This window comes from Lutibacter sp. (genome assembly GCF_033723435.1).
Taxonomy (GTDB): domain Bacteria; phylum Bacteroidota; class Bacteroidia; order Flavobacteriales; family Flavobacteriaceae; genus Lutibacter.
The window spans coordinates 115,014-134,997 of record NZ_JAWVXC010000002.1 but is presented as its reverse complement, the minus strand read 5'-3'; the positions used below and the strand labels follow the sequence as shown (position 1 = coordinate 134,997).

Below are 19,984 nucleotides of genomic sequence, written 5' to 3'. Positions count from 1 at the left end.
TTACTCCGTAAAATTAGCTGATCTATACGTTTTCATTTTGTTATTTTCATCTGAATAAATTAAAAAAGCTTTTAATTCTGGATGATTTTTTAAAAATGCCTTTGCTTTTTCAAACCCCATTGCCATAAATGCAGTTGCATATCCATCCACATCAGCGCAATCCGATTTCGAAATAACGGAAGCACTCAACAAGTTACTTGGAGTAGCAAAACCAGATATCGGATTTATGGTATGAACATATTTTTTGCCATCTTTTGCAATTCTATATTTTCTATAATTTCCAGAAGTTGCAATAGATTCATTTAATAGTTTAATTTTAGTATTAATAGATCTGGTTCCATCAGAATTTGGGTTTTCTATAGCTATTCTCCAAGGTGTTCCTAGTTGGTTTATTCCTCTAGCTCTAATTTCTCCTCCAATTTCAACCATATAATTTGGAATACCATTTTTTTCAAACATCCTACCAACCAAATCTACCAAATAACCTTTTGCAATAGCATTAAAATCAAAATACGTTTGTGGGTATTCTTTTATAATTTTATTATCTTTTAAAGTAACTTTATTAAATCCAACATACTTTAATAATTCTTTTACTTTAGTTGAATCTATATTTTTTATTCGCTTTCCAGGACCAAATCCCCAAGCATTAACTAAAATTCCAACTGTTGGATCAAATTCTCCTTTAGTTTCTTTATAAATTTTATCGGATTTTAGAAAGACTTCTTTAAAAATTGAATCAATAACAACTGTAGTATCTCCTTTATTAATTTTAGATATATCTGATGTTGGAATATAGGTTGAAATAGATTTGTTTACTTCTTTAATAATAGCTTCAATTTTAATATCTAAATTTTTATTTTCAGGATTTAAATATCTAATTGTAAACGTAGTACCTATTGCATCTCCTCTTAAAATAACTAAATTTTCTTTTTTTTGATTGCACGAAAACAATGCTACAGCACTTAAAAACAGTATTATTTTTTTCATTTTAACTAAAATTAATTTTCTTATTTTTTTTGATTTTCAAAGATATAATTTAAATTTTTCTTAAAATCAAGATTAATCATAATTAAAGTTTAAATCCTACGTTTCTTTTTTATAAATTTGTTATTACTTAAAACCATTTTAAATTATGAAAAAATTATTTTTAGTAGGACTTACTATTTCCATAGCCTTAAGTTCTTGTGTATCACAAAAAAAGTACAGCGAGCTTGAAGACAATTTTAACAATAAAAGTAAAGAGTTAGTTGATACTAAAGCAGATTTAATGAAATGTAGAATTGAATCGGAAGGGAAACTTAAAACTTTAAATCAACAAGTAGAAGACTTGAAAAAAGATAAAGAGAAAACATTAGAATATGTAGATAATTTAACTGTTTTATCAAAATCAGCTTCTGATAACATTAAAGAAACTCTTTCGCAAATGGGTAAAAAAGATGAATACATACATGTTATCCAACAAGCTATGAACCGTAAAGACTCTATTAATTTGGCCTTAGGTTTTAAATTAAAAAGTGTACTTAAAGATGGATTTAATGATGAAGACATTCAAGTAAATGTTGAAAAAACTGTAGTTTATATTTCTATTGCTGATAAATTATTATTTAAAAGTGGAAGCGCAACCATTTCAGCTAAAGCTAAAAGTGTGTTAGGAAAAGTTGCTGAAGTTGTTGGAGCTCAGCCAAATGTTGAAGTAATGGTAGAAGGTTATACCGATAACAAACCTATTAGCACTGCAAACATAAAAGATAACTGGGACTTAAGTGTTAAACGTTCAACAGCAGTTGTTAGAGTTCTACAAGATGATTTTAAAATTGATCCAAGTAGATTAATTGCAGCTGGTAGAAGTGAATATAAACCTATTGATAGTAATGACACCGTTGAAGGTAGAGCTAGAAATAGAAGAACAAGAATTGTATTAATGCCTAAATTAGATCAGTTCTTTAAAATATTAGAAAATAAAGTAGAAGACTAGTTAGTTTACTAATATTCTTTTAAAAAACCACGCTTGCTTAGCGTGGTTTTTTAATTTAATTCAATTGCTAAATCTTGCAATCCCTCATATTTTAAAAGATAATCCTCATCTAAATTTGGGTATTTAGTTTCATTATCAATACTTCCTAAACCCAAACCTGCAAATAATACTTTAGCATTATTCTTTTTAGCGTGATTTTTAAAAGTTTCCATCCAAATAACATCATAATCTACTGGAAAATTATCAATAGTATTAAACCTAACAATTACAAAATATCGTTGATTTTTATCATCAATACAAACAAATTGCGGATGCTTTTTTAACTGACTATTAATTGCTATAAATTCAAAACCTCGCTTTTCTAAATCTTTTCCTACAATATTCATTGCTAAATTATGCAGTTCTTGTTGTGTTAGTTTTCGTTTCATTTTAAAATGTAAATCAAAAAAAATCCGATACAAAAGTACCGGATTTATATTTTATTTTATTTTGGATTATCCTCCAAAGTCATCAAATCGAATATTTTCATCTGGCATACCAAAATCTTGACCCATTTTTTGAACTGCTTTGTTCATTAAAGGAGGTCCACAAAAATAAAGTTCAATATCTTCTGGCGTTTCATGTTTTGATAAATACTCATCAATTACTGCTTGATGTACAAATCCAGTAAAACCATCTCCCTCAGGATCAGTTATATCTTTTTTATTAACCCAATTATCTTCAGGTAATGGTTCTGATAAAACTAAATAGAATTTAAAATTAGGAAATTCTTTTTCTAAGTGTTTAAAATGATCAATATAAAATAATTCTCGTTTAGATCTACCTCCATACCAATAACTAACTTTTCTATTTGTTTTTAATGTTTTGAACAAGTGGTATAAATGAGAACGCATTGGAGCCATACCTGCACCACCCCCAACATATAACATTTCAGCATCTGAATCATTAATAAAAAATTCTCCATAAGGTCCTGAAATAGTAACTTTATCCCCTGCTTTTCTTGAAAAGATATAAGAAGAAGCAATACCAGGATTAACTTTCATCCAACCATTAGTTGTTCTATCAAAAGGAGGTGTAGCGATACGAACATTTAACATAACTCTTCTTCCTTCAGCTGGATATGAAGCCATAGAATAAGCGCGTTCAACGGATTCTGTATTAACCATTTTTAAAGGCCATAAATCAAATTTATCCCACTCCATTTTAAATTTATCTGGAGTATCATGTTCCTCTGGATGTGCTGTAATATCAATATCTTTAAAATCTACTTCACAAGGAGGTATTTCTATTTGAATATATCCTCCTGCTTTGTAATCCATATCTTCAGGGATTTCAACTACAAATTCTTTGATAAAAGATGCTAAGTTATAGTTACTAACAACCGTTGCTTCCCATTTTTTAATTCCGAATACTTCTTCAGGAATTTTAATATCCATATCCTGACGAACCTTAACTTGACAGCCTAAACGATATCCATCTTGTAATTCTTTTCTTGTAAAGTTTGGGGTTTCTGTCGGTAAGGCTTCGCCTCCTCCAGAGTTTACAATACATTTACATTGTAAGCATGTTCCTCCACCTCCACAAGCAGATGGTAAAAATATTTTACTATTTCCTAGTGTAGTTAACAAAGAACCTCCTGAAGGAACTTCTATTTCTTTTTCGTTATTTATTTTAATTTTTACTGGTCCTGATGGCGCTAGTTTTTGTTTAACAACTAATAGTAATGCCACCAATAAAAGTGTTAAAATTAAAAAAGCTACTACTGTTACAACAACTGTACCTAAGGTATTTACTGCTAATAATATCATTGTTATTTTTTAATTTCTGTTGTGTTATTAGCTAAATCATTAGCTTTTTTGTTTTTTTCAACTTTTACAGTTTCTACTTTTTTAGCTTTCTTTTCGTTTCCTCCTGTTAACATTCCGCCAAAACTCATAAATCCAATTGCCATTAAACCTGTAATAATAAAAGTAATTCCTAATCCTCTTAAAGCTGGTGGCACATTTGAATAACGAATTTTTTCCCTAATAGCTGCTATAGCCAAAATTGCTAAAAACCAACCTATTCCAGAACTTACTCCATAATTAAATGCTAATCCTAAACTTGGAATTTCACGAGATTGCATAAATAACGAACCTCCTAAAATAGCACAGTTAACGGCAATAAGTGGTAAAAATATTCCTAAGGAATTATATAAAGATGGAGAAAATTTCTCCACAATAATTTCTACTAATTGAACCATAGTTGCAATGGTTGCTATAAACATAATAAAAGATAAAAAGCTTAAATCATATTCAGCATATTCAGGACCTAACCAGGCTAGTGCACCTTCTTGTAAAATATAATGATCTAACAGCCAGTTTAATGGTACTGTAATTGCCATTACAAAAATAACAGCAGCTCCTAAACCTACTGCAGTGGTAACTTTTTTAGATACCGCAAGGTATGAACACATTCCTAAGAATGTAGCAAACACCATGTTATCTATAAATATCGATTTAAAAAATAATTCTAAGTGTTCCATAGTGTTTAGTTTTCTTCAATTAATGATGTATTTTTAGATCGTTGTATCCAAATAATAATTCCTAAGGTTATTAAGGCCATTGGAGCTAGCAACATAAATCCATTGTTTTCGTATCCATATGCATAAATTCCTGTTTTTTTAATGGAATCTCCTAATACTTTAATACCAAACAAAGATCCTGATCCTAATAATTCTCTAAAAAAAGCAACTATAACTAAAATTATTCCGTATCCAGCTGCATTTCCAATACCGTCTAAAAAGGATTTCCAAGGTGTATTTGCTAAGGCAAAAGCCTCAAACCTTCCCATAATAATACAGTTAGTAATAATTAATCCTACAAATACAGATAATTGTTTTGAAAGTTGATAAGAATATGCTTTTAAAACCTGATCCACAATAATTACTAATGCTGCTGCAATTACTAATTGTGCAATAATTCTAATTTTTGGTGGAATAATATTTCTCATTAAAGAAATCACCACGTTACCCATAGCCAAAACAAACATTACAGAAAACGCCATAACAATAGCTGCTTTTAATTGAGCTGTAATAGCTAAGGCAGAACAAATACCTAAAACTTGAACTGTAATTGGGTTATTATCTGCTAATGGGTCTGTTATTAATTTTAAATCTTTTTTTGTTAAAAATCCCATAATTTATTGCTTTAATGTTTTTAAATAAGGCATATACATATCTAAGTCTTTTTTAAGCATTGCAGTTACACCATTACCTGTAATAGTGGCTCCTGCGATAGCATCAACTTGGCAATCTGTTTTGTCTAAACTTTTTGGATCGGCATTTCCTTTAAAGACAGTTACGCCTTCAAAAACGCCATCTTTTAATATATGCTCTCCTGTAAATTCATCCATAAAAAAGCGCTCTTTAATATTAGCCCCTAAACCAGGTGTTTCTCCAGCATGGTCAAAATAAACACCTTGTATAACTAAATCTTTATCTAAAGCTACATAACCCCAAATTGCATCCCATAATCCTTTTCCTCTAACTGGAACTATGTAATAAAACTTATTATTTTTTTCTCCTACAAACAAAGGTAATCTTCTGGTATAAGATGGGTTTTTAGCTTTTTCTGCTTCTTTTTTAATATCTATTAAATACGCCTTATCATTTTCTTTAGCTGTTGTGCCATCAATTACATATTGTTTAACAATATATTTAGAAAAATCTTTATCTACTTCGTTCTTTGGGATGAAATTAACGGAACCTTCTTCGTTATCGTTAACTCCCATTGCGTATAATATATTTTGTTGCTTTTCTATACGTTTATTTTCAGCAATTTTACCTTTTAAAGATTCTGCAACAAAAGCTAATAATGAGCCCACAACAAGCACCATTGCTGCTGCAAAAAGCACGGTATATGTATTACTTTCTGTATTCCTTGACATTGTAAACTGTTTTTGGTTTTAATCGTTTAAGTCTTTTTTTAATATTACCTGCTATAACATAATGGTCAATGGTTGGTGAAAATACATTCATTAACAATATTGCTAACATTACACCTTCAGGATAAGCAGGATTAAATACTCTAATCATTATTGATAGAAAACCTATTAAAAATCCGTAAATCCATTTTCCTTTGTTTGTTTGAGATGCTGTAACAGGATCGGTAGCCATAAACACTACTCCAAAAGCAAAACCACCAATAATTAAGTGTTCCCAATATGGCGTATTCATTAAGGTATAAAATTTGCTTCCTTCAACAATCCAACCTGCATTTACAACTCCATTGAAAATAAGTCCCATAGCTAAAGCTCCTATAACGGCTGATAGCATAATTCTCCAACTTCCAATTTTTGTATAAATTAAATACAAACCTCCCAATAAGATTAATAAAGTAGATGTTTCGCCTATTGAACCTGGAATAAACCCATAAAACATATCGGCAACGGAATAAGCTAAATGCTTACCTTGAGCCAAACTTCCTAAAAGCGTTTCTCCAGAAAAAGCATCTAAATTGGCGCCAGCCATAATTTCTTTTGATCTTTCAACAGCTCCAGTTACCCAAACTTTATCTCCACTCATCCAAGTTGGATAAGAAAAGAATAAGAATGCTCTAATGGTAAGTGCAGGATTTAAGATATTCATTCCTGTACCTCCAAAAATTTCTTTACCAATAATAACTCCAAATATTACGGCTATTGCAAGCATCCATAAAGGAGTATCAACTGGTACAATTAAAGGAACAAGCATACCTGTTACAAAATAACCTTCTTCTACTTCGTGGTTGTTTATGGTTGCAAAAATCACTTCAATTCCTAAACCGACAATATAAGAAACCAATAAAAGTGGTACTAACTTAAAAGCTCCAAGTAAAAAGTTATCAAAATTCCAAAATTCGCCACTAAAAAATGACATATTTTCTTGATAACCATGAATGGCAATGTGCTGTTGATAACCTATATTGAACATTGCAAAAATTAAAATCGGAATAAGTGGTATTATTACCGATGTCATGGTACGTTTTAAATCATCCGCACCTTTTATATGCCCTCCAGAATGTGTAGTTTCATTTGGCGTATATAAGAATGTATGAAAAGCGGAAAAAGCAGACAACCACTTTTTACCCTTTCCTTTTTCTTTTATATTATGTAATTTTTCTTTTAATCCCATAATTTTATCCTATTTCTTTTAACATTAAGTCTAAACCTTTTCTAATAATTTCTTGATGTGGCTGTTTAGATACACAAACAAATTCTGTTAATGCAAAATCTTCAGGTGCAACTTCATACATTCCTAAATTTTCCATTTCTTCTAAATCACTATACATACATGATTTTAGTATTTGCATTGGATAAATATCTAAAGGAAAAACCTCTTCATAATTACCAGTAAGTACGAATGCTCTATGCTCTCCGTTTGTATTTGTGTTTAAATTATACTTTTTGTTTGGAAACAACCATGAAAAAGTTAAAGCTCTTGTAAGAGACACTTTATTAAAAACAAATTTTGTCCATCCAAAAAATTCATAATCATTTCCTTCAGGAATTACTGTAATTTCATTATCATAATAACGTAAAATACCTTTTTTACCTTCGTTACTTCCTGTAAGTACATTACCACTAATTATTCTACTTTCTACTTCATTTAATTTTCCTTCTACTATAGATGAAATATCTGCTCCTATTTTAGTAGTATAATATTTTGGTTCTTTAACTGATGATCCTGACAAAGCAATAATGCGTTCTGCATTAAACTTACCTGTTAATAGTAATTCTCCTATAATTACTAAATCTTGAGGTTTAATTGTCCAAACAACTTCTCCTTTATTTATAGGATCAATTTTTGCAATTTGCGTACTAACATTCCCAATTGGATGTGGTCCTGACACTTTATGAAGTGAAATATTATCTAAACCTGAAAATGGCGAATTACTATTTTTACCAACACTAACATGTACTTCGCCCGGAGTAAGTTTACTTAAAGCGGTTACAGCTACTTGTAATTCTTTTTCTTTACCTGCTAATACATAATCATAATCGGCAGCTAAAGGTGCACTTGCATAGGCTGAAATAAAAATTGCTTTTGGCTCCATTTTTGGGTTTGCAATAACATCATATGGTCTTTGTTTAACAAAAGGCCAACAACCTGCATTTAATAAATAATCCTTAACCTCATCTGCTTTCATAGCTTTTGGGTCTTTGCTTCCAAAATCAACAAATTCTTGTTGGTTGTCTGCTTGGATTTTAATTGCTAATATCTTTCGTTTTTCTCCGCGAATAATATCCACTAATTCACCACTTACTGGTGATGGAAATTTAACAGCTTCATTGGCTTTGCTAAAAAACACGGTATCACCTGCTTTTAACTTTGCACCAACCTTTACTGATAATTTAGGAATAATATTGTGGAAATCTTCTGGGATTAATGTGTAAACATTACTAGATTTTGCTTTTTCGGTCACCTTTTCTGCGGCTCCTTTTAGTTTTATATCTAGCCCTTTTTTAATTTGAATGTCCTGTGACATATGTTAGATTTTATTAATAGTCGTTAAAAACTGTGCAAAAATAAGAATTAAAACTATAGTTTTAGCTCATTTTAACAAATTATTATGTAATAATGATTACTAAAAATAATGTAATAATAAGTTCTATTTATTATATTGCCTTTTATCTTTGGAACAGATTTTGTAACATCCTTAAATTATGTCGAAAATTTTAAAAACTATTTGCTTTTTTGTTACTTTTTTAATCGCTTTTTTTGGTTATTCCCAAAATCAGACACTTGAGCCTAATTACATAAAAACTGTAATTTTGAGGTCAAACAACACAAATAATTATGCCCCAATAATTAAATTAGGAGATAAATTTGAACTTAGTTTTGATGATTCAAATGCAGATGAAACAGAATATTATTACAAAATTGAACATTGTACATTTAATTGGGATATATCCAATTTAAATTCTTCGGAATATATTGATGGGTTTAACGAAGATAGAATACGAGATTATCAAAATTCTTTTAACACTTTACAACCTTATACGCATTATCAAGTTAGTTTTCCAAATGAGAATACTCAAATTAAAATATCTGGAAATTATTTAATATCTGTTTTAAATGAAGATGATGAAGTTATTTTTCAACGAAAATTCTTAGTGTATCAACCTAAAGTAACAGTAGGAGTTTCTATACATAAAAGCAGAGATGTTGCTACTATTGAAACCAAACAGTCGGTTGAGTTTATTATAAACCATCCAAACCTTGTTATTAATAATGCTAGTGAAGAAATAAAACCTATTATTTTACAAAACGACAACTGGCAATTTACCATTAACAACTTAAAACCTCAATTTTATAGAGGAACTCAATTACTTTATAAATACAATGCGAAAACCAGTTTTTGGGCAGGCAATGAATTTTTATATTTTGATAATAAATCCATAAGAAATTCTAGTTTGCATATAGTAAAATCTGAGTTAGGAAAACAATTATACCACACTTATTTATATCCTAATGAACCTAGATCTAATGAACCTTACACTTTGTATCCAGATATAAATGGCAATTTTATAATTAGAACTTTAGATGGTGAAAACCCAAATACAGATGCTGATTATAGTTGGGTACATTTTACTTTAAAAATGCCAAAACTATTAAATGAAAGTGTTTATGTTAATGGAAGTTTTAATAATTGGAAATTGAACGATACAAACAGACTTTTCTACAATGAAAAATTAGGACAATATGAAGCGTCTATTTTATTGAAACAAGGTTTTTACAATTATGATTTTGTAACCGTAAATAAAAACAAAAACATTTCAAACCATGAAATTTCAGGTTCTCATTATCAAACAGAAAATAATTATACCGTATTAGTATATTATAAAAAATTTGGTAGTAGATATACGCAAATAATTGGTGTTGGATATGGAAATTCTAAAAAATTAACTAATTAAATTCGTATATTTGACAAAAAAGTCAAAGACTTAATTAATTATGGTACAACAAGTAACAAATGGCATTAAAATTTCTGTTACTTCTATTTTTGAAGGTACTAGTTACCGAAATTATAGATTGTATTATGCGTTTAGCTACCAAGTTACTATTGAAAACCAAAGTAATGAAACAGTCCAACTAATTAACAGACATTGGAAAATTTTTGATTCATTAAATACTATTGAAATAGTTGAAGGCGATGGTGTGATTGGTAAAAAACCTATTTTAAAACCCTTACAAAAACATACTTATAAATCAAATTGTTTTTTAAATTCTCCAATTGGAGCAATGGAAGGTTATTATACTATGGTTAATTTAAACAACTCCAAATCTTTTAAAGTATTAATTCCTACATTTCAATTAATGGTTCCTAACACTAGTAATTAAAGGTGAAATTAAAACTAATAAATTATCATCCTAAAAAAGATAAAGGTTTAGAATGTTTAAATTGTGGTCAACCTTTATTAAACAATGAAAATTTTTGTTCCTATTGTGGCCAAAAAAACAATACAAAACCATTAAATTTTTCTTACTTTTTAAGTAATTTATTTTCAGGATTATTTTCATACGATTCGCGTTTTTGGAAAACCTTTATTCCGTTATTAACTAAACCAGGAAAAGTTTCAAAACAATATATTGAAGGGAAAAGAGCTCGCTTTGTAAACCCTTTTCAATTATATTTAAACGTTTCCATTATTTTCTTTCTGATATTTGGATTTACCAGTAATTCTGATTCAAATATAAATTTAGACAAAACCGATTTTAACAAACAACAATTAGATTCTGTTTTAACCAGTGTAAAATCTGAACTTAAAAAAAAGAATCCTAACGATTCTACTTCAACAAAAGCAGTTAAAAAATTTGAAGATGCTTTAAAAGTTTTAGACACTAAAAAAACAGACACAAAAAACACATCTTTTTTGAATTTTGGATCTGACACCACAAAATCAAAAAATAGCTTTATTTACAAAATACAAACCTTTAATAATTATCATAATAAACACCCTAAATTAAAAGCTGAAACTGCTTTAAATAGTTTAGGTTATGAAAAATCGTTTTGGAATACATTTTGTTACCAACAAGTTATTAACTCTAACTATAATTTTCAACAAATAAAAACACAAGGTAGCAGCTATTTTTTCAATAAAATAACTTCATATATATCTATTGCTTTATTTGTGTTTTTACCTTTATTCACTTTGTTTTTAAAACTTATTTTTATCCGAAGAAATTACACTTATATGGAACATTTAGTGTTTGTATTTCATACACAAACCGTATTTTTTCTGTTGTATATTATTTTCTATCTAATAAATTATTTTGCTAAAACCGATTTATTTACGCCAATTTTTATTTTACTTTTTAGCATATATTTATACAAAGCAATGCGTAATTTTTATCATCAAGGCAGATGGAAAACCTTTATAAAATTTACCATTTTAAATGTATTTTATTTAACCTTAGCTGTAATAGGATTGGCAATTGTATCTGTGCTATCTTTTATGATTAAGTAAATAGAATTTTTTTCTTTTTAAATGATATTACATCTTCGTAAAACATTTCTATTTGCTCATTATCCTTTTTAACTGAAGTTATACTAACTGTTTGTATAGTTGAACGTTTCATTAAAATAGATTGCGTTTTATCTCCAATTTCAGAATGATGAAATTTTAAAATATTATTTGAAGTAAAATCATTATTTACCAACCATTTTTTAAACCATGTTTGCCTAGTTTTTTTACTATTTTCATCGTACAAAGTTGAAGAAGACCAAATTTTTGGCTTTTTATCTAATTTTGTATAATGTTTTTGCTGTTCATCCCAAATTAATTCAAATAAATGTAACTCGGCATTATTCCATTCTACAATTATCATAGTAAAAGGTTCTACATTTTCTAAATTCAAATTATCTACATACTTTTTTAAATCTATTTCTTTTAAAATTTCTTTCGCAATTACACCTCTACTTTTAACATAATTGGGTTTTCTAATATGTTTTTTAAATCCACCATTTAACACACAAACCAATCTTTTTTTTGAGCTAACACCAATCCAAGTTCCACCAGCAATTTTATCTTTTGGAAACAACAAATCTATTTCATTTTCAGTGTAAATTTCAGGAAGAATTGTTTCTCTAGTTCTCTGTTCATCACGGTTTGATGTTAATATAAAATTATTGTTTTTTAAAGGTAAAAATGTAACCGTACACATAGATTTATTATTACAAATTTGAAGTTTAATAAAGTAAAAAAAGTCGTTTCAATTACGTAACTTTGCAACAAATTTAAAATAAAAAACCTTTAAAAAATAAATATTATGGCTTCAGGATTTTACCAAGTACCAAAAGCTGTTAACGAGCCTATTAAATCATACGCTCCAGGTAGCCCAGAGTTAAAAACTTTGTTAGCTACTTATAACAAAATGTATCAAGAAGAAATTGATATTCCTTTTTATATTGGAGGCAAAGAATTTAGAACTGGAAAAACAGTAGATATTCATCCGCCACATGACCACAAACACTGTGTAGGAAAATATCATACTGCAGAACGTGAACACCTTGAATTAGCTATTGAAAAAGCTGCCGAAGCAAGAGTGAAATGGGCTAAAACAAGCTGGCAAGATAGAGCTGCTATATTTTTAAAAGCTGCTGATTTATTAGCTGGTCCTTTTAGAGACAAAATGAATGCTGCAACTATGATTGCACAATCAAAAAACGTATTTCAGGCAGAAATAGATTCTGCTTGTGAATTAATTGATTTCTTTAGATTTAATGTTCAATTTATGACTGAAATTTACAGTAATCAACCAGAATCTGCTGCAGGAATTTGGAACAGAATGGAATACAGACCTTTAGAAGGTTTTGTATATGCTATTACACCATTTAACTTTACTTCTATTGCTGGAAATTTACCTGGAGCACCTGCATTAATGGGAAATGTTGTTATTTGGAAACCTGCAAGATCTCAAGTTTATTCTGCTCAAGTAATTATGGAATTATTCAAAGCAGCAGGTTTACCTGATGGTGTTATAAATATGGTTACAGGTAATTCTGGAATGATAACAGATGTTTTATTAGATAGTAAAGATTTTGCTGGAGTTCATTTTACAGGTTCAACACCTGTATTTAAAAGTTTCTGGGCAACTATTGGAAATAACATGGATACTTACAAATCTTATCCTAGAATAGTTGGAGAAACAGGTGGAAAAGATTTCATTTGGGCACATCCAACTGCTAATGCTCAAGAAGTAGCAACTGCTATTTCAAGAGGAGCATTTGAATTTCAAGGTCAAAAATGTTCAGCAGCTTCAAGAGCATACTTACCAAAAAGTTTATGGAAAGACATAAAAGAATCCGTAATTAAAGATGTAAATTCTTTTAAAATGGGTTCTCCAGCTGATACAGGTAATTTTATAAATGCTGTAATTGATGATAGAGCTTTTAAAAAACTTTCTGGTTATATTGATCAAGCTAAAAAAGATAGCGATGCTGAAATTATTGTTGGTGGAGGTTATGATGACTCAAAAGGATATTTTATTGAACCTACAGTAATTGTTACAACAAACCCTCAGTATGTAACTATGTATACTGAATTGTTTGGACCTATTATCACTATTTATATTTATGATGATAATGAATGGGAAAATATTTTAGACGTAATAGATAATACTAGTGAATACGCTTTAACAGGTGCTATTTTTAGTGGAGATAGATACGCTATTGACTTTGCAACTAACAAATTAGAAAACGCTGCTGGTAATTTTTACATTAATGATAAACCAACAGGAGCAGTTGTTGGGCAACAACCTTTTGGTGGAGCTCGTGGATCTGGAACTAATGATAAAGCAGGTTCCGTATGGAACTTATTACGTTGGGTTAATAACAGAACGATAAAAGAAACTTTTGTACCTCCAACAGATTATAGATATCCGTTTTTAGGTTAACCCTAAATTCAAATAAAAAAACTCGCCAATTGGCGAGTTTTTTTATTTTTATACTAATGTTTAATTATCCTTTTTGCAATTTATCAGCATCTGGCAGTAAGCCAATTAATTCTTGAGGGTTATGAATTAAAACTGGTATATGTTGCGGACAAATATAAAATTCACTTTCTTGGTAATAAAATTTTGTTACTGGTGTTTCGTTTGAGCTTTTTTTACAAACCAAACATTCTTTAGTTTCAGTCATAGTTTATTATTTAAAAGACAAAAATATCTTAATAGGTTTTATTTGGCAATGACGATTGTCATAAAACAAAAAGCCCACCAATGGTGAGCTTTTTTTACTAATGTTAAAATATTTATTATTATTTTCTGTATTTAAGTATATGATACAAAGCCTGTTTTTAATTTGAGGGGGATAAAAACAGGTTAAATATTTTGTAACTATCTGCTATTTACATTAATTTATAATAAAATTTCGGCACAAAACTAGTAACTATTTCATAAACAAAACATAACAAATGTCACATTAGTAACATTTTAACGGAATATGAACCACTTTTTTAGTTTCAAAAAAGTCTTCTTTAAAATATTCTGAAAGATTATAGATAGTAGCTTTTGGAAAATTTTGAAGTTCTTGTTTTAAATCGCCGCCTTTTAAATATAAAATACCGTTTTTCAAAAAATGATTTTGTTTTTTTGCTATTTTTTTATAGGTCCATTTAACAAAATCATCCATATTAGTTACAGCTCTACTTACAATAAAATCAAACTTATCATTAACTTTTTCGGCTCTCATATGAGCTGCTTTTACATTTGTTAATTGTAAAGCATTTGTAACTTCATTTACAACTTTTATTTTTTTACCTATTGAGTCTACCAAATAAAATTCAACTTCAGGAAATAAAATAGCCAGAGGAATTCCTGGAAACCCTCCTCCTGTTCCAATATCTAAAATTTTTGCTCCAGAGTTAAAGGACTGAACTTTTGCTATACCTAAAGAATGTAATACATGTTTTACATATAGTTCATCAATATCTTTTCTTGAAATCACATTAATTTGCGCATTCCAATTGGTATAAACATCTTTTAAAGCCTCAAATTTAACATATTGGCTTTCGGTTAAATCGGGAAAATATTTTCTTATTATATCCATATTTTACTTTGAATAAACGCAAAAATACAATTATATAACGTAATTAACACTTCCCAAAAAAATGTTATTTTCTTCAAAAAAAACCTGTAACTCATAAAAATGATTTATTTTCGTTGCCTTACAAACACAAATAAACTATTGAATCAAAATAATTATTATGTCTATTAAAACCATCAGCTTCTCAAGAATTGATAAAGCTAAATTTTTTAGAACTTTAAATAAACGTGTAAATAGCTATTTTAAAGAAAATAATGTAAAAAAAACTGGTAATTGGAAATTATATACTAAAGCAATAATTATGTTTAGTGTTTTCTTGATTCCATTAATTTTAATTTTAACAGTGCATATGCCTCAATGGGCACTTCTTTTATTAACTGTTGTAATTGGCATTGGAATGGCTGGTGTTGGTATGAACGTAATGCATGATAGTAATCACGAATCTTTTTCTAGTAAAAAATGGGTAAACAAAATTATGGGTAGCAGCATTTATATTTTAGCTGGTAACGTTTATAATTGGAAAGTTCAACACAATGTTTTACACCATACTTTTACAAATATACATGGCCATGATGAAGATATTGATGCTGGTAGAATTATTCGTTTTTCAAAACAAGCAAAATGGTTATGGATTCATAAATTTCAAAAATATTATTCATTTTTTCTTTATGGTTTATTAACTATAAACTGGGCTATTACAACCGATTTTAAACAAATGCACAATTATTTAAAACGTAAACTTTCTTATGGGAAATTTCCAAACCCTACTAAAGAATGGACTATTTTAATAATTTCTAAAATAGTATATTATTTATTATGGATTGTACTTCCATTAGCTGTTTTAGATATAGCTTGGTGGAAAGTTTTACTTGGTTTTTTTGTAATGCATTATACAGCAGGAATTATTTTAAGTGTAATTTTTCAGTTAGCACATGTAGTACCTAAAACCGAAATGCCTGAACCAAATAAAGATGGAAACTTAGAACATACTTGGGCTGTTCATCAATTATATACCACTTCTAATTTTGCACCAAAAAATAAATTTATTTCTTGGTATACTGGTGGATTAAATCATCAAGTTGAACACCATATATTTCCTAATATATCACACATCCATTATCAAAAAATCGCTAAAATTGTAAAAGAAACTGCTTTAGAGTTTAACTTGCCTTATAATGAGTACAAAACTACCAGAAAAGCAATTATTGAACATTTTAAACAACTAAAAACTTTAGGATCTAAACCTGCTTACTTATAATTATTTTTGATATGAAAAATCAATTATCCAACAGAATTAATAATTTACCAATATCTGCAACTCTTGCTATGGCTGCCAAAGCAAGAGAGTTAAAAAATCAGGGAATTGATATAATCAGTTTAAGTTTAGGAGAACCTGATTTTAATACTCCTGATTTTATAAAAGATGCTGCAATTGAAGCTATAAATCAAAATTATAACTCTTATACTCCTGTAGATGGATATATGGAGTTAAAAGAAGCTGTTTGCAAAAAATTTAAACGAGATAATAATTTAAATTATAACCCTTCTCAAATCGTAGTATCAACAGGCGCAAAACAATCTCTTGCAAATGTTGCTATGGTATTATTAAATCCAGGAGATGAAGTATTACTTCCTGCCCCTTATTGGGTTAGTTATAGTGCAATTTCAACCTTAGCAGAAGCAACCTACAAAGTTATTCCTTCTTCCGTTGAAACAGATTTTAAAATTACACCAAAACAATTAGAGGAAGCTATTACTCCAAAAACTAAATTAATTTTCTTTAATTCACCTAGCAATCCAAGTGGTGCCGTATATTCTGAAGCTGAATACAGAGCCTTGGCAAAAGTTTTAGAAAAACATCCATCAATTTATATAATTTCAGATGAAATTTATGAACATATAAATTACAATGTTCCTATTTTTAGTTTTGCTTCTATAGAAAGCATGTACGATAGAACCATAACTATTAACGGTGTTGCAAAGGCTTTTGCAATGACTGGATGGAGAATTGGTTATATGGGAGCTCCTGAATGGATAGCAAAAGCTTGTACAAAAATGCAAGGACAAATTACGTCTGGAGCAAACTGTATTGCTCAAAGAGCTACTATTACAGCCATTGAAGCTCCTGTTTCCAAAATTCAATATATGGTAGACGAATTTAAGCAACGAAGAGATATGTTGCTTGAATTATTTAAAGAAATTGATGGATTTAAATTAACTGTTCCAGATGGTGCTTTTTATCTTTTCCCTGATGTTACCTATTTTTTTGGAAAAACAATTAAAGGCATTTTTATAAATTCTGCTTCTGATTTTTCTATGTTTTTATTGGAAAAAGCAAATGTAGCTACCGTATCAGGTGAAGCATTTGGAGATCCAAATTGTATTAGAATTTCTTTTGCCGCATCAGAAACACAGCTTCGCGAAGCCGTTAACAGAATTAAAAAAGCATTAAATTAATTCATATTTAAGCTATAGACACTTTGTAAATTACTAGTAATCTGTAAATTATTTTGTATATTGTAAGTATACAATTTAAAAAAATCAAGATTATGGCAGTAATGAAAGTTATCGAAATAATGGCTAGCTCTCCAAAAAATTGGGAAGAAGCCACTAAAAATGCAATTGCACATGCTTCAAAAAGTGTTAAGCATATTAAATCTGCATTTGTACAGTCACAAAGTGTTGTTGTTAATAACAATAACGTGGAAGAATTTAGAGTAAACGTTAAAATTACCTTTGAAGTTAAATAACAACGTAAAAAGTTAAAAAAGCGCTTTATTAATAAAGCGCTTTTTTCTTTTAAAATATTTTGCAAATTATTATGAAATATTTACTAATAATCATTTTATTTATAAACATAATAAGTTGTAAAAAACAAAACGAAATAAAAATGCAAGAGTCTAAAAATAAATACACAAACAAATTAATAACTGAAACCAGTCCTTACCTATTGCAACATGCCCACAATCCAGTTAATTGGATGGCTTGGAATAATGAAACTTTAGAACTAGCAAAAAAGGAAAATAAATTATTAATTATTTCTATTGGATATTCATCTTGTCATTGGTGTCACGTAATGGAACATGAAAGTTTTGAAAATAAAGAAGTTGCTAAAGTTATGAACGCAAACTTCATCAGTATTAAAGTAGACCGAGAAGAAAGACCCGATATTGATCAAGTTTACATGAATGCTGTACAATTAATGACTGGAAGAGGTGGTTGGCCTTTAAATTGTATTGCTTTGCCAGATGGTCGTCCTATTTGGGGAGGAACTTATTTTCCTAAAAAAAATTGGATAAATGCACTTACTCAATTAGCGAATTTATATAAAGAAGATCCTGGAAAAGCAATAGAATACGCAGAAAAACTTACTGAAGGAGTTAAAAATTCAAGTTTAGTTCAGTTTAATGATAAAGACATTATCATTTCAATTGATAAATTAAAAAAAACAGTTGACAACTGGAAAAATAATTTAGATACAAAGTTAGGAGGCTCCAAAGGATCTCCAAAATTTCCAATGCCAAATAATCTTAGTTTTTTGCTTAGATATGGTAATCAAGCTAATGATCCTGAAATTAATGATTATGTAAATACAACATTAGATAATATGGCTTTTGGTGGAATTTTTGACCAAATTGAAGGTGGATTTTCAAGATATTCCACCGATCAAAAATGGCATATTCCTCACTTTGAAAAAATGCTTTATGATAATGGGCAATTGGTTAGTTTGTATTCAAAAGCCTATCAAGCTACTAAAAATAAAACCTATAAGAATGTTGTTTACAAAACGCTTCAGTTTATAGACAATGAACTGACCAGTAAAGAAGGAGCTTTTTATTCTTCATTAGATGCAGATAGTTTAGACAAAGAAGGTAATTTAGAAGAAGGAGCTTATTATGTATGGAAAAAAGAAGAATTACAAGAAATTTTAGGAAATGATTTTGAGTTATTTTCTAATTATTACAATATTAATAATTATGGTTTGTGGGAAAATCAAAATTATGTTTTAATTAGAAATGAATCGGACGAAGTTTTTGCTAAAAAAAATCATATCACTTTAAAAACCTTAGAAGAAAAAGTATCTGAATGGAATAAAAAATTATTAGTGGTCAGAGAAAAAAGATCGCAACCAAGATTAGATGATAAATCCTTAACCTCCTGGAATGCTTTAATGCTTAAAGGTTATATAGATGCTTACTCGGTTTTTAATAATTCTCATTATTTAGATATTGCATTAAAAAATGCTCAATTTATTGTTTCTAAACAAATTACTTCAGATGGTGGATTAAATCACAATTACAAAAATGGCAAAAGTACTATTAATGGATATTTAGAAGATTATGCAACCGTTATTGATGCTTTTATAAGTTTATATGAAGCTACTTTAAATGAAAAATGGTTAACTACCGCCAAACAATTAACCGATTATACATTTGATCATTTTTTCGATCAAAAAAACCATATGTTTTATTTTACTTCAGATAGAGATGCTGAATTAATTACTCGAAAATTAGAAATAGAAGACAATGTTATATCTTCTTCAAATTCAATTATGGCAAACAATTTATTTAAATTAAGTCATTATTATTCTAATACTTACTATCTAAAAGTAAGTAAACAAATGTTATCTAACGTCTATGATAAAGTTGAAAATTATGGCGGTGGTTATTCAAATTGGTTAGAATTATTTAGTAATTATGTTGGCTCCTATTATGAAATTGCTGTTTCTGGAAGTGATGCTTTAAATAAAATAAAAGAAATTAATACTAAGTATATTCCTAATAAGCTAATTGCAGGAACAATTACAAAAAGTAATATTCCTTTAATGGAAGGAAGAGATGCAACTAAAAAAACTTTAATATATATTTGTGTTGATGGAGCTTGCCAATTACCCGTTACAGATATAAACAAAGCTTGGAATCAAATTAAAATAAACTATTAA

Annotated in this window: 20 protein-coding genes; 9 read left to right on the top strand and 11 right to left on the bottom strand. The window is 28.8% G+C overall.

What is annotated here, in order from left to right; all coding sequences use genetic code 11:
* Positions 1-987, bottom strand: coding sequence for an FAD:protein FMN transferase (locus tag R3342_RS03485; protein WP_318938284.1), 987 nt, complete (start codon positions 985-987; stop codon positions 1-3).
* Between the two features lie 145 nt (positions 988-1,132).
* Here R3342_RS03485 and R3342_RS03480 point away from each other — a divergent pair, with 145 nt between their 5' ends.
* The gene (locus R3342_RS03480) at positions 1,133-1,975 is read left to right on the top strand and encodes a flagellar motor protein MotB (RefSeq protein WP_318938283.1); all 843 of its coding nucleotides are present in this window, start codon (positions 1,133-1,135) and stop codon (positions 1,973-1,975) included.
* Positions 1,976-2,025: 50 nt separating this feature from the next.
* Here the strand turns inward: R3342_RS03480 and R3342_RS03475 are convergent, their stop codons facing one another.
* The 7 genes from R3342_RS03475 to R3342_RS03445 all read right to left on the bottom strand — a co-directional run bounded on the left by R3342_RS03475 (position 2,026) and on the right by R3342_RS03445 (position 8,481).
* Positions 2,026-2,403, bottom strand: coding sequence for a Na(+)-translocating NADH-quinone reductase subunit F (locus R3342_RS03475; protein WP_318938282.1), 378 nt, complete (start codon positions 2,401-2,403; stop codon positions 2,026-2,028).
* 66 nt (positions 2,404-2,469) lie between these two features.
* On the bottom strand, positions 2,470-3,783 hold the full coding sequence (gene nqrF, locus R3342_RS03470; RefSeq protein ID WP_318938281.1) for an NADH:ubiquinone reductase (Na(+)-transporting) subunit F: 1,314 nt from the start codon (positions 3,781-3,783) through the stop codon (positions 2,470-2,472).
* A 2-nt stretch (positions 3,784-3,785) separates the two neighbouring features.
* A complete protein-coding gene (gene nqrE, locus R3342_RS03465; protein WP_318938280.1) occupies positions 3,786-4,499 on the bottom strand; it encodes an NADH:ubiquinone reductase (Na(+)-transporting) subunit E in 714 nt (237 codons plus the stop codon).
* Positions 4,500-4,504: 5 nt separating this feature from the next.
* Positions 4,505-5,152, bottom strand: a complete 648-nt coding sequence (locus R3342_RS03460; RefSeq protein WP_318938279.1) for an NADH:ubiquinone reductase (Na(+)-transporting) subunit D — start codon at positions 5,150-5,152, stop codon at positions 4,505-4,507.
* A 3-nt stretch (positions 5,153-5,155) separates the two neighbouring features.
* Complete coding sequence (locus R3342_RS03455; RefSeq protein WP_318938278.1) at positions 5,156-5,902, bottom strand: Na(+)-translocating NADH-quinone reductase subunit C; 747 nt, start codon at positions 5,900-5,902, stop codon at positions 5,156-5,158.
* Complete coding sequence (locus tag R3342_RS03450) at positions 5,880-7,127, bottom strand: NADH:ubiquinone reductase (Na(+)-transporting) subunit B (RefSeq protein ID WP_318938277.1); 1,248 nt, start codon at positions 7,125-7,127, stop codon at positions 5,880-5,882. Before R3342_RS03450 ends, R3342_RS03455 begins: the two co-directional genes overlap by 23 nt.
* 4 nt (positions 7,128-7,131) lie before the next feature.
* Positions 7,132-8,481 carry a Na(+)-translocating NADH-quinone reductase subunit A gene (locus R3342_RS03445; protein WP_318938276.1) on the bottom strand — a complete coding sequence of 450 codons (1,350 nt, stop codon included), beginning with the start codon at positions 8,479-8,481 and terminating at the stop codon, positions 7,132-7,134.
* A gap of 178 nt (positions 8,482-8,659) precedes the next feature.
* Here R3342_RS03445 and R3342_RS03440 point away from each other — a divergent pair, with 178 nt between their 5' ends.
* From R3342_RS03440 to R3342_RS03430, 3 genes are read left to right on the top strand one after another with little or no spacing between them, the layout of a single operon-like run.
* Positions 8,660-9,910 (top strand): DUF5103 domain-containing protein, encoded by a 1,251-nt coding sequence (locus R3342_RS03440; RefSeq protein ID WP_318938275.1) that lies wholly within the window; start codon positions 8,660-8,662, stop codon positions 9,908-9,910.
* Positions 9,911-9,950: 40 nt separating this feature from the next.
* Complete coding sequence (gene apaG / locus R3342_RS03435; protein WP_318938274.1) at positions 9,951-10,337, top strand: Co2+/Mg2+ efflux protein ApaG; 387 nt, start codon at positions 9,951-9,953, stop codon at positions 10,335-10,337.
* A gap of 2 nt (positions 10,338-10,339) precedes the next feature.
* Positions 10,340-11,464, top strand: a complete 1,125-nt coding sequence (locus R3342_RS03430; protein WP_318938273.1) for a DUF3667 domain-containing protein — start codon at positions 10,340-10,342, stop codon at positions 11,462-11,464.
* On the opposite strand, the gene R3342_RS03425 is transcribed toward R3342_RS03430, so the two are convergent.
* Entirely contained in the window at positions 11,457-12,161 is a 705-nt protein-coding gene (locus tag R3342_RS03425) for an NRDE family protein (RefSeq protein WP_318938272.1), read from the bottom strand. The genes R3342_RS03430 and R3342_RS03425 overlap by 8 nt on opposite strands.
* A 105-nt stretch (positions 12,162-12,266) precedes the next feature.
* Here R3342_RS03425 and pruA point away from each other — a divergent pair, with 105 nt between their 5' ends.
* Positions 12,267-13,892, top strand: a complete 1,626-nt coding sequence (gene pruA, locus R3342_RS03420) for an L-glutamate gamma-semialdehyde dehydrogenase (protein WP_318938271.1) — start codon at positions 12,267-12,269, stop codon at positions 13,890-13,892.
* Between the two features lie 64 nt (positions 13,893-13,956).
* On the opposite strand, the gene R3342_RS03415 is transcribed toward pruA, so the two are convergent.
* Together R3342_RS03415 and rsmG are read right to left on the bottom strand one after the other, a co-directional pair.
* Positions 13,957-14,136 carry a hypothetical protein gene (locus tag R3342_RS03415; RefSeq protein WP_318938270.1) on the bottom strand — a complete coding sequence of 60 codons (180 nt, stop codon included), beginning with the start codon at positions 14,134-14,136 and terminating at the stop codon, positions 13,957-13,959.
* Between the two features lie 282 nt (positions 14,137-14,418).
* Positions 14,419-15,045, bottom strand: coding sequence for a 16S rRNA (guanine(527)-N(7))-methyltransferase RsmG (gene rsmG, locus R3342_RS03410; protein WP_318938269.1), 627 nt, complete (start codon positions 15,043-15,045; stop codon positions 14,419-14,421).
* A gap of 157 nt (positions 15,046-15,202) precedes the next feature.
* Between rsmG and R3342_RS03405 the strand changes: the two genes are divergently transcribed.
* The 4 genes from R3342_RS03405 (at position 15,203) to R3342_RS03390 (ending at position 19,984) form a co-directional block, all read left to right on the top strand.
* On the top strand, positions 15,203-16,300 hold the full coding sequence (locus R3342_RS03405) for an acyl-CoA desaturase (protein WP_318938268.1): 1,098 nt from the start codon (positions 15,203-15,205) through the stop codon (positions 16,298-16,300).
* 11 nt (positions 16,301-16,311) lie between these two features.
* Positions 16,312-17,499, top strand: a complete 1,188-nt coding sequence (locus R3342_RS03400; RefSeq protein WP_318938267.1) for a pyridoxal phosphate-dependent aminotransferase — start codon at positions 16,312-16,314, stop codon at positions 17,497-17,499.
* Between the two features lie 92 nt (positions 17,500-17,591).
* Positions 17,592-17,792, top strand: coding sequence for a dodecin family protein (locus R3342_RS03395; protein ID WP_318938266.1), 201 nt, complete (start codon positions 17,592-17,594; stop codon positions 17,790-17,792).
* 140 nt (positions 17,793-17,932) lie between these two features.
* Positions 17,933-19,984 (top strand): thioredoxin domain-containing protein, encoded by a 2,052-nt coding sequence (locus R3342_RS03390; protein WP_318938265.1) that lies wholly within the window; start codon positions 17,933-17,935, stop codon positions 19,982-19,984.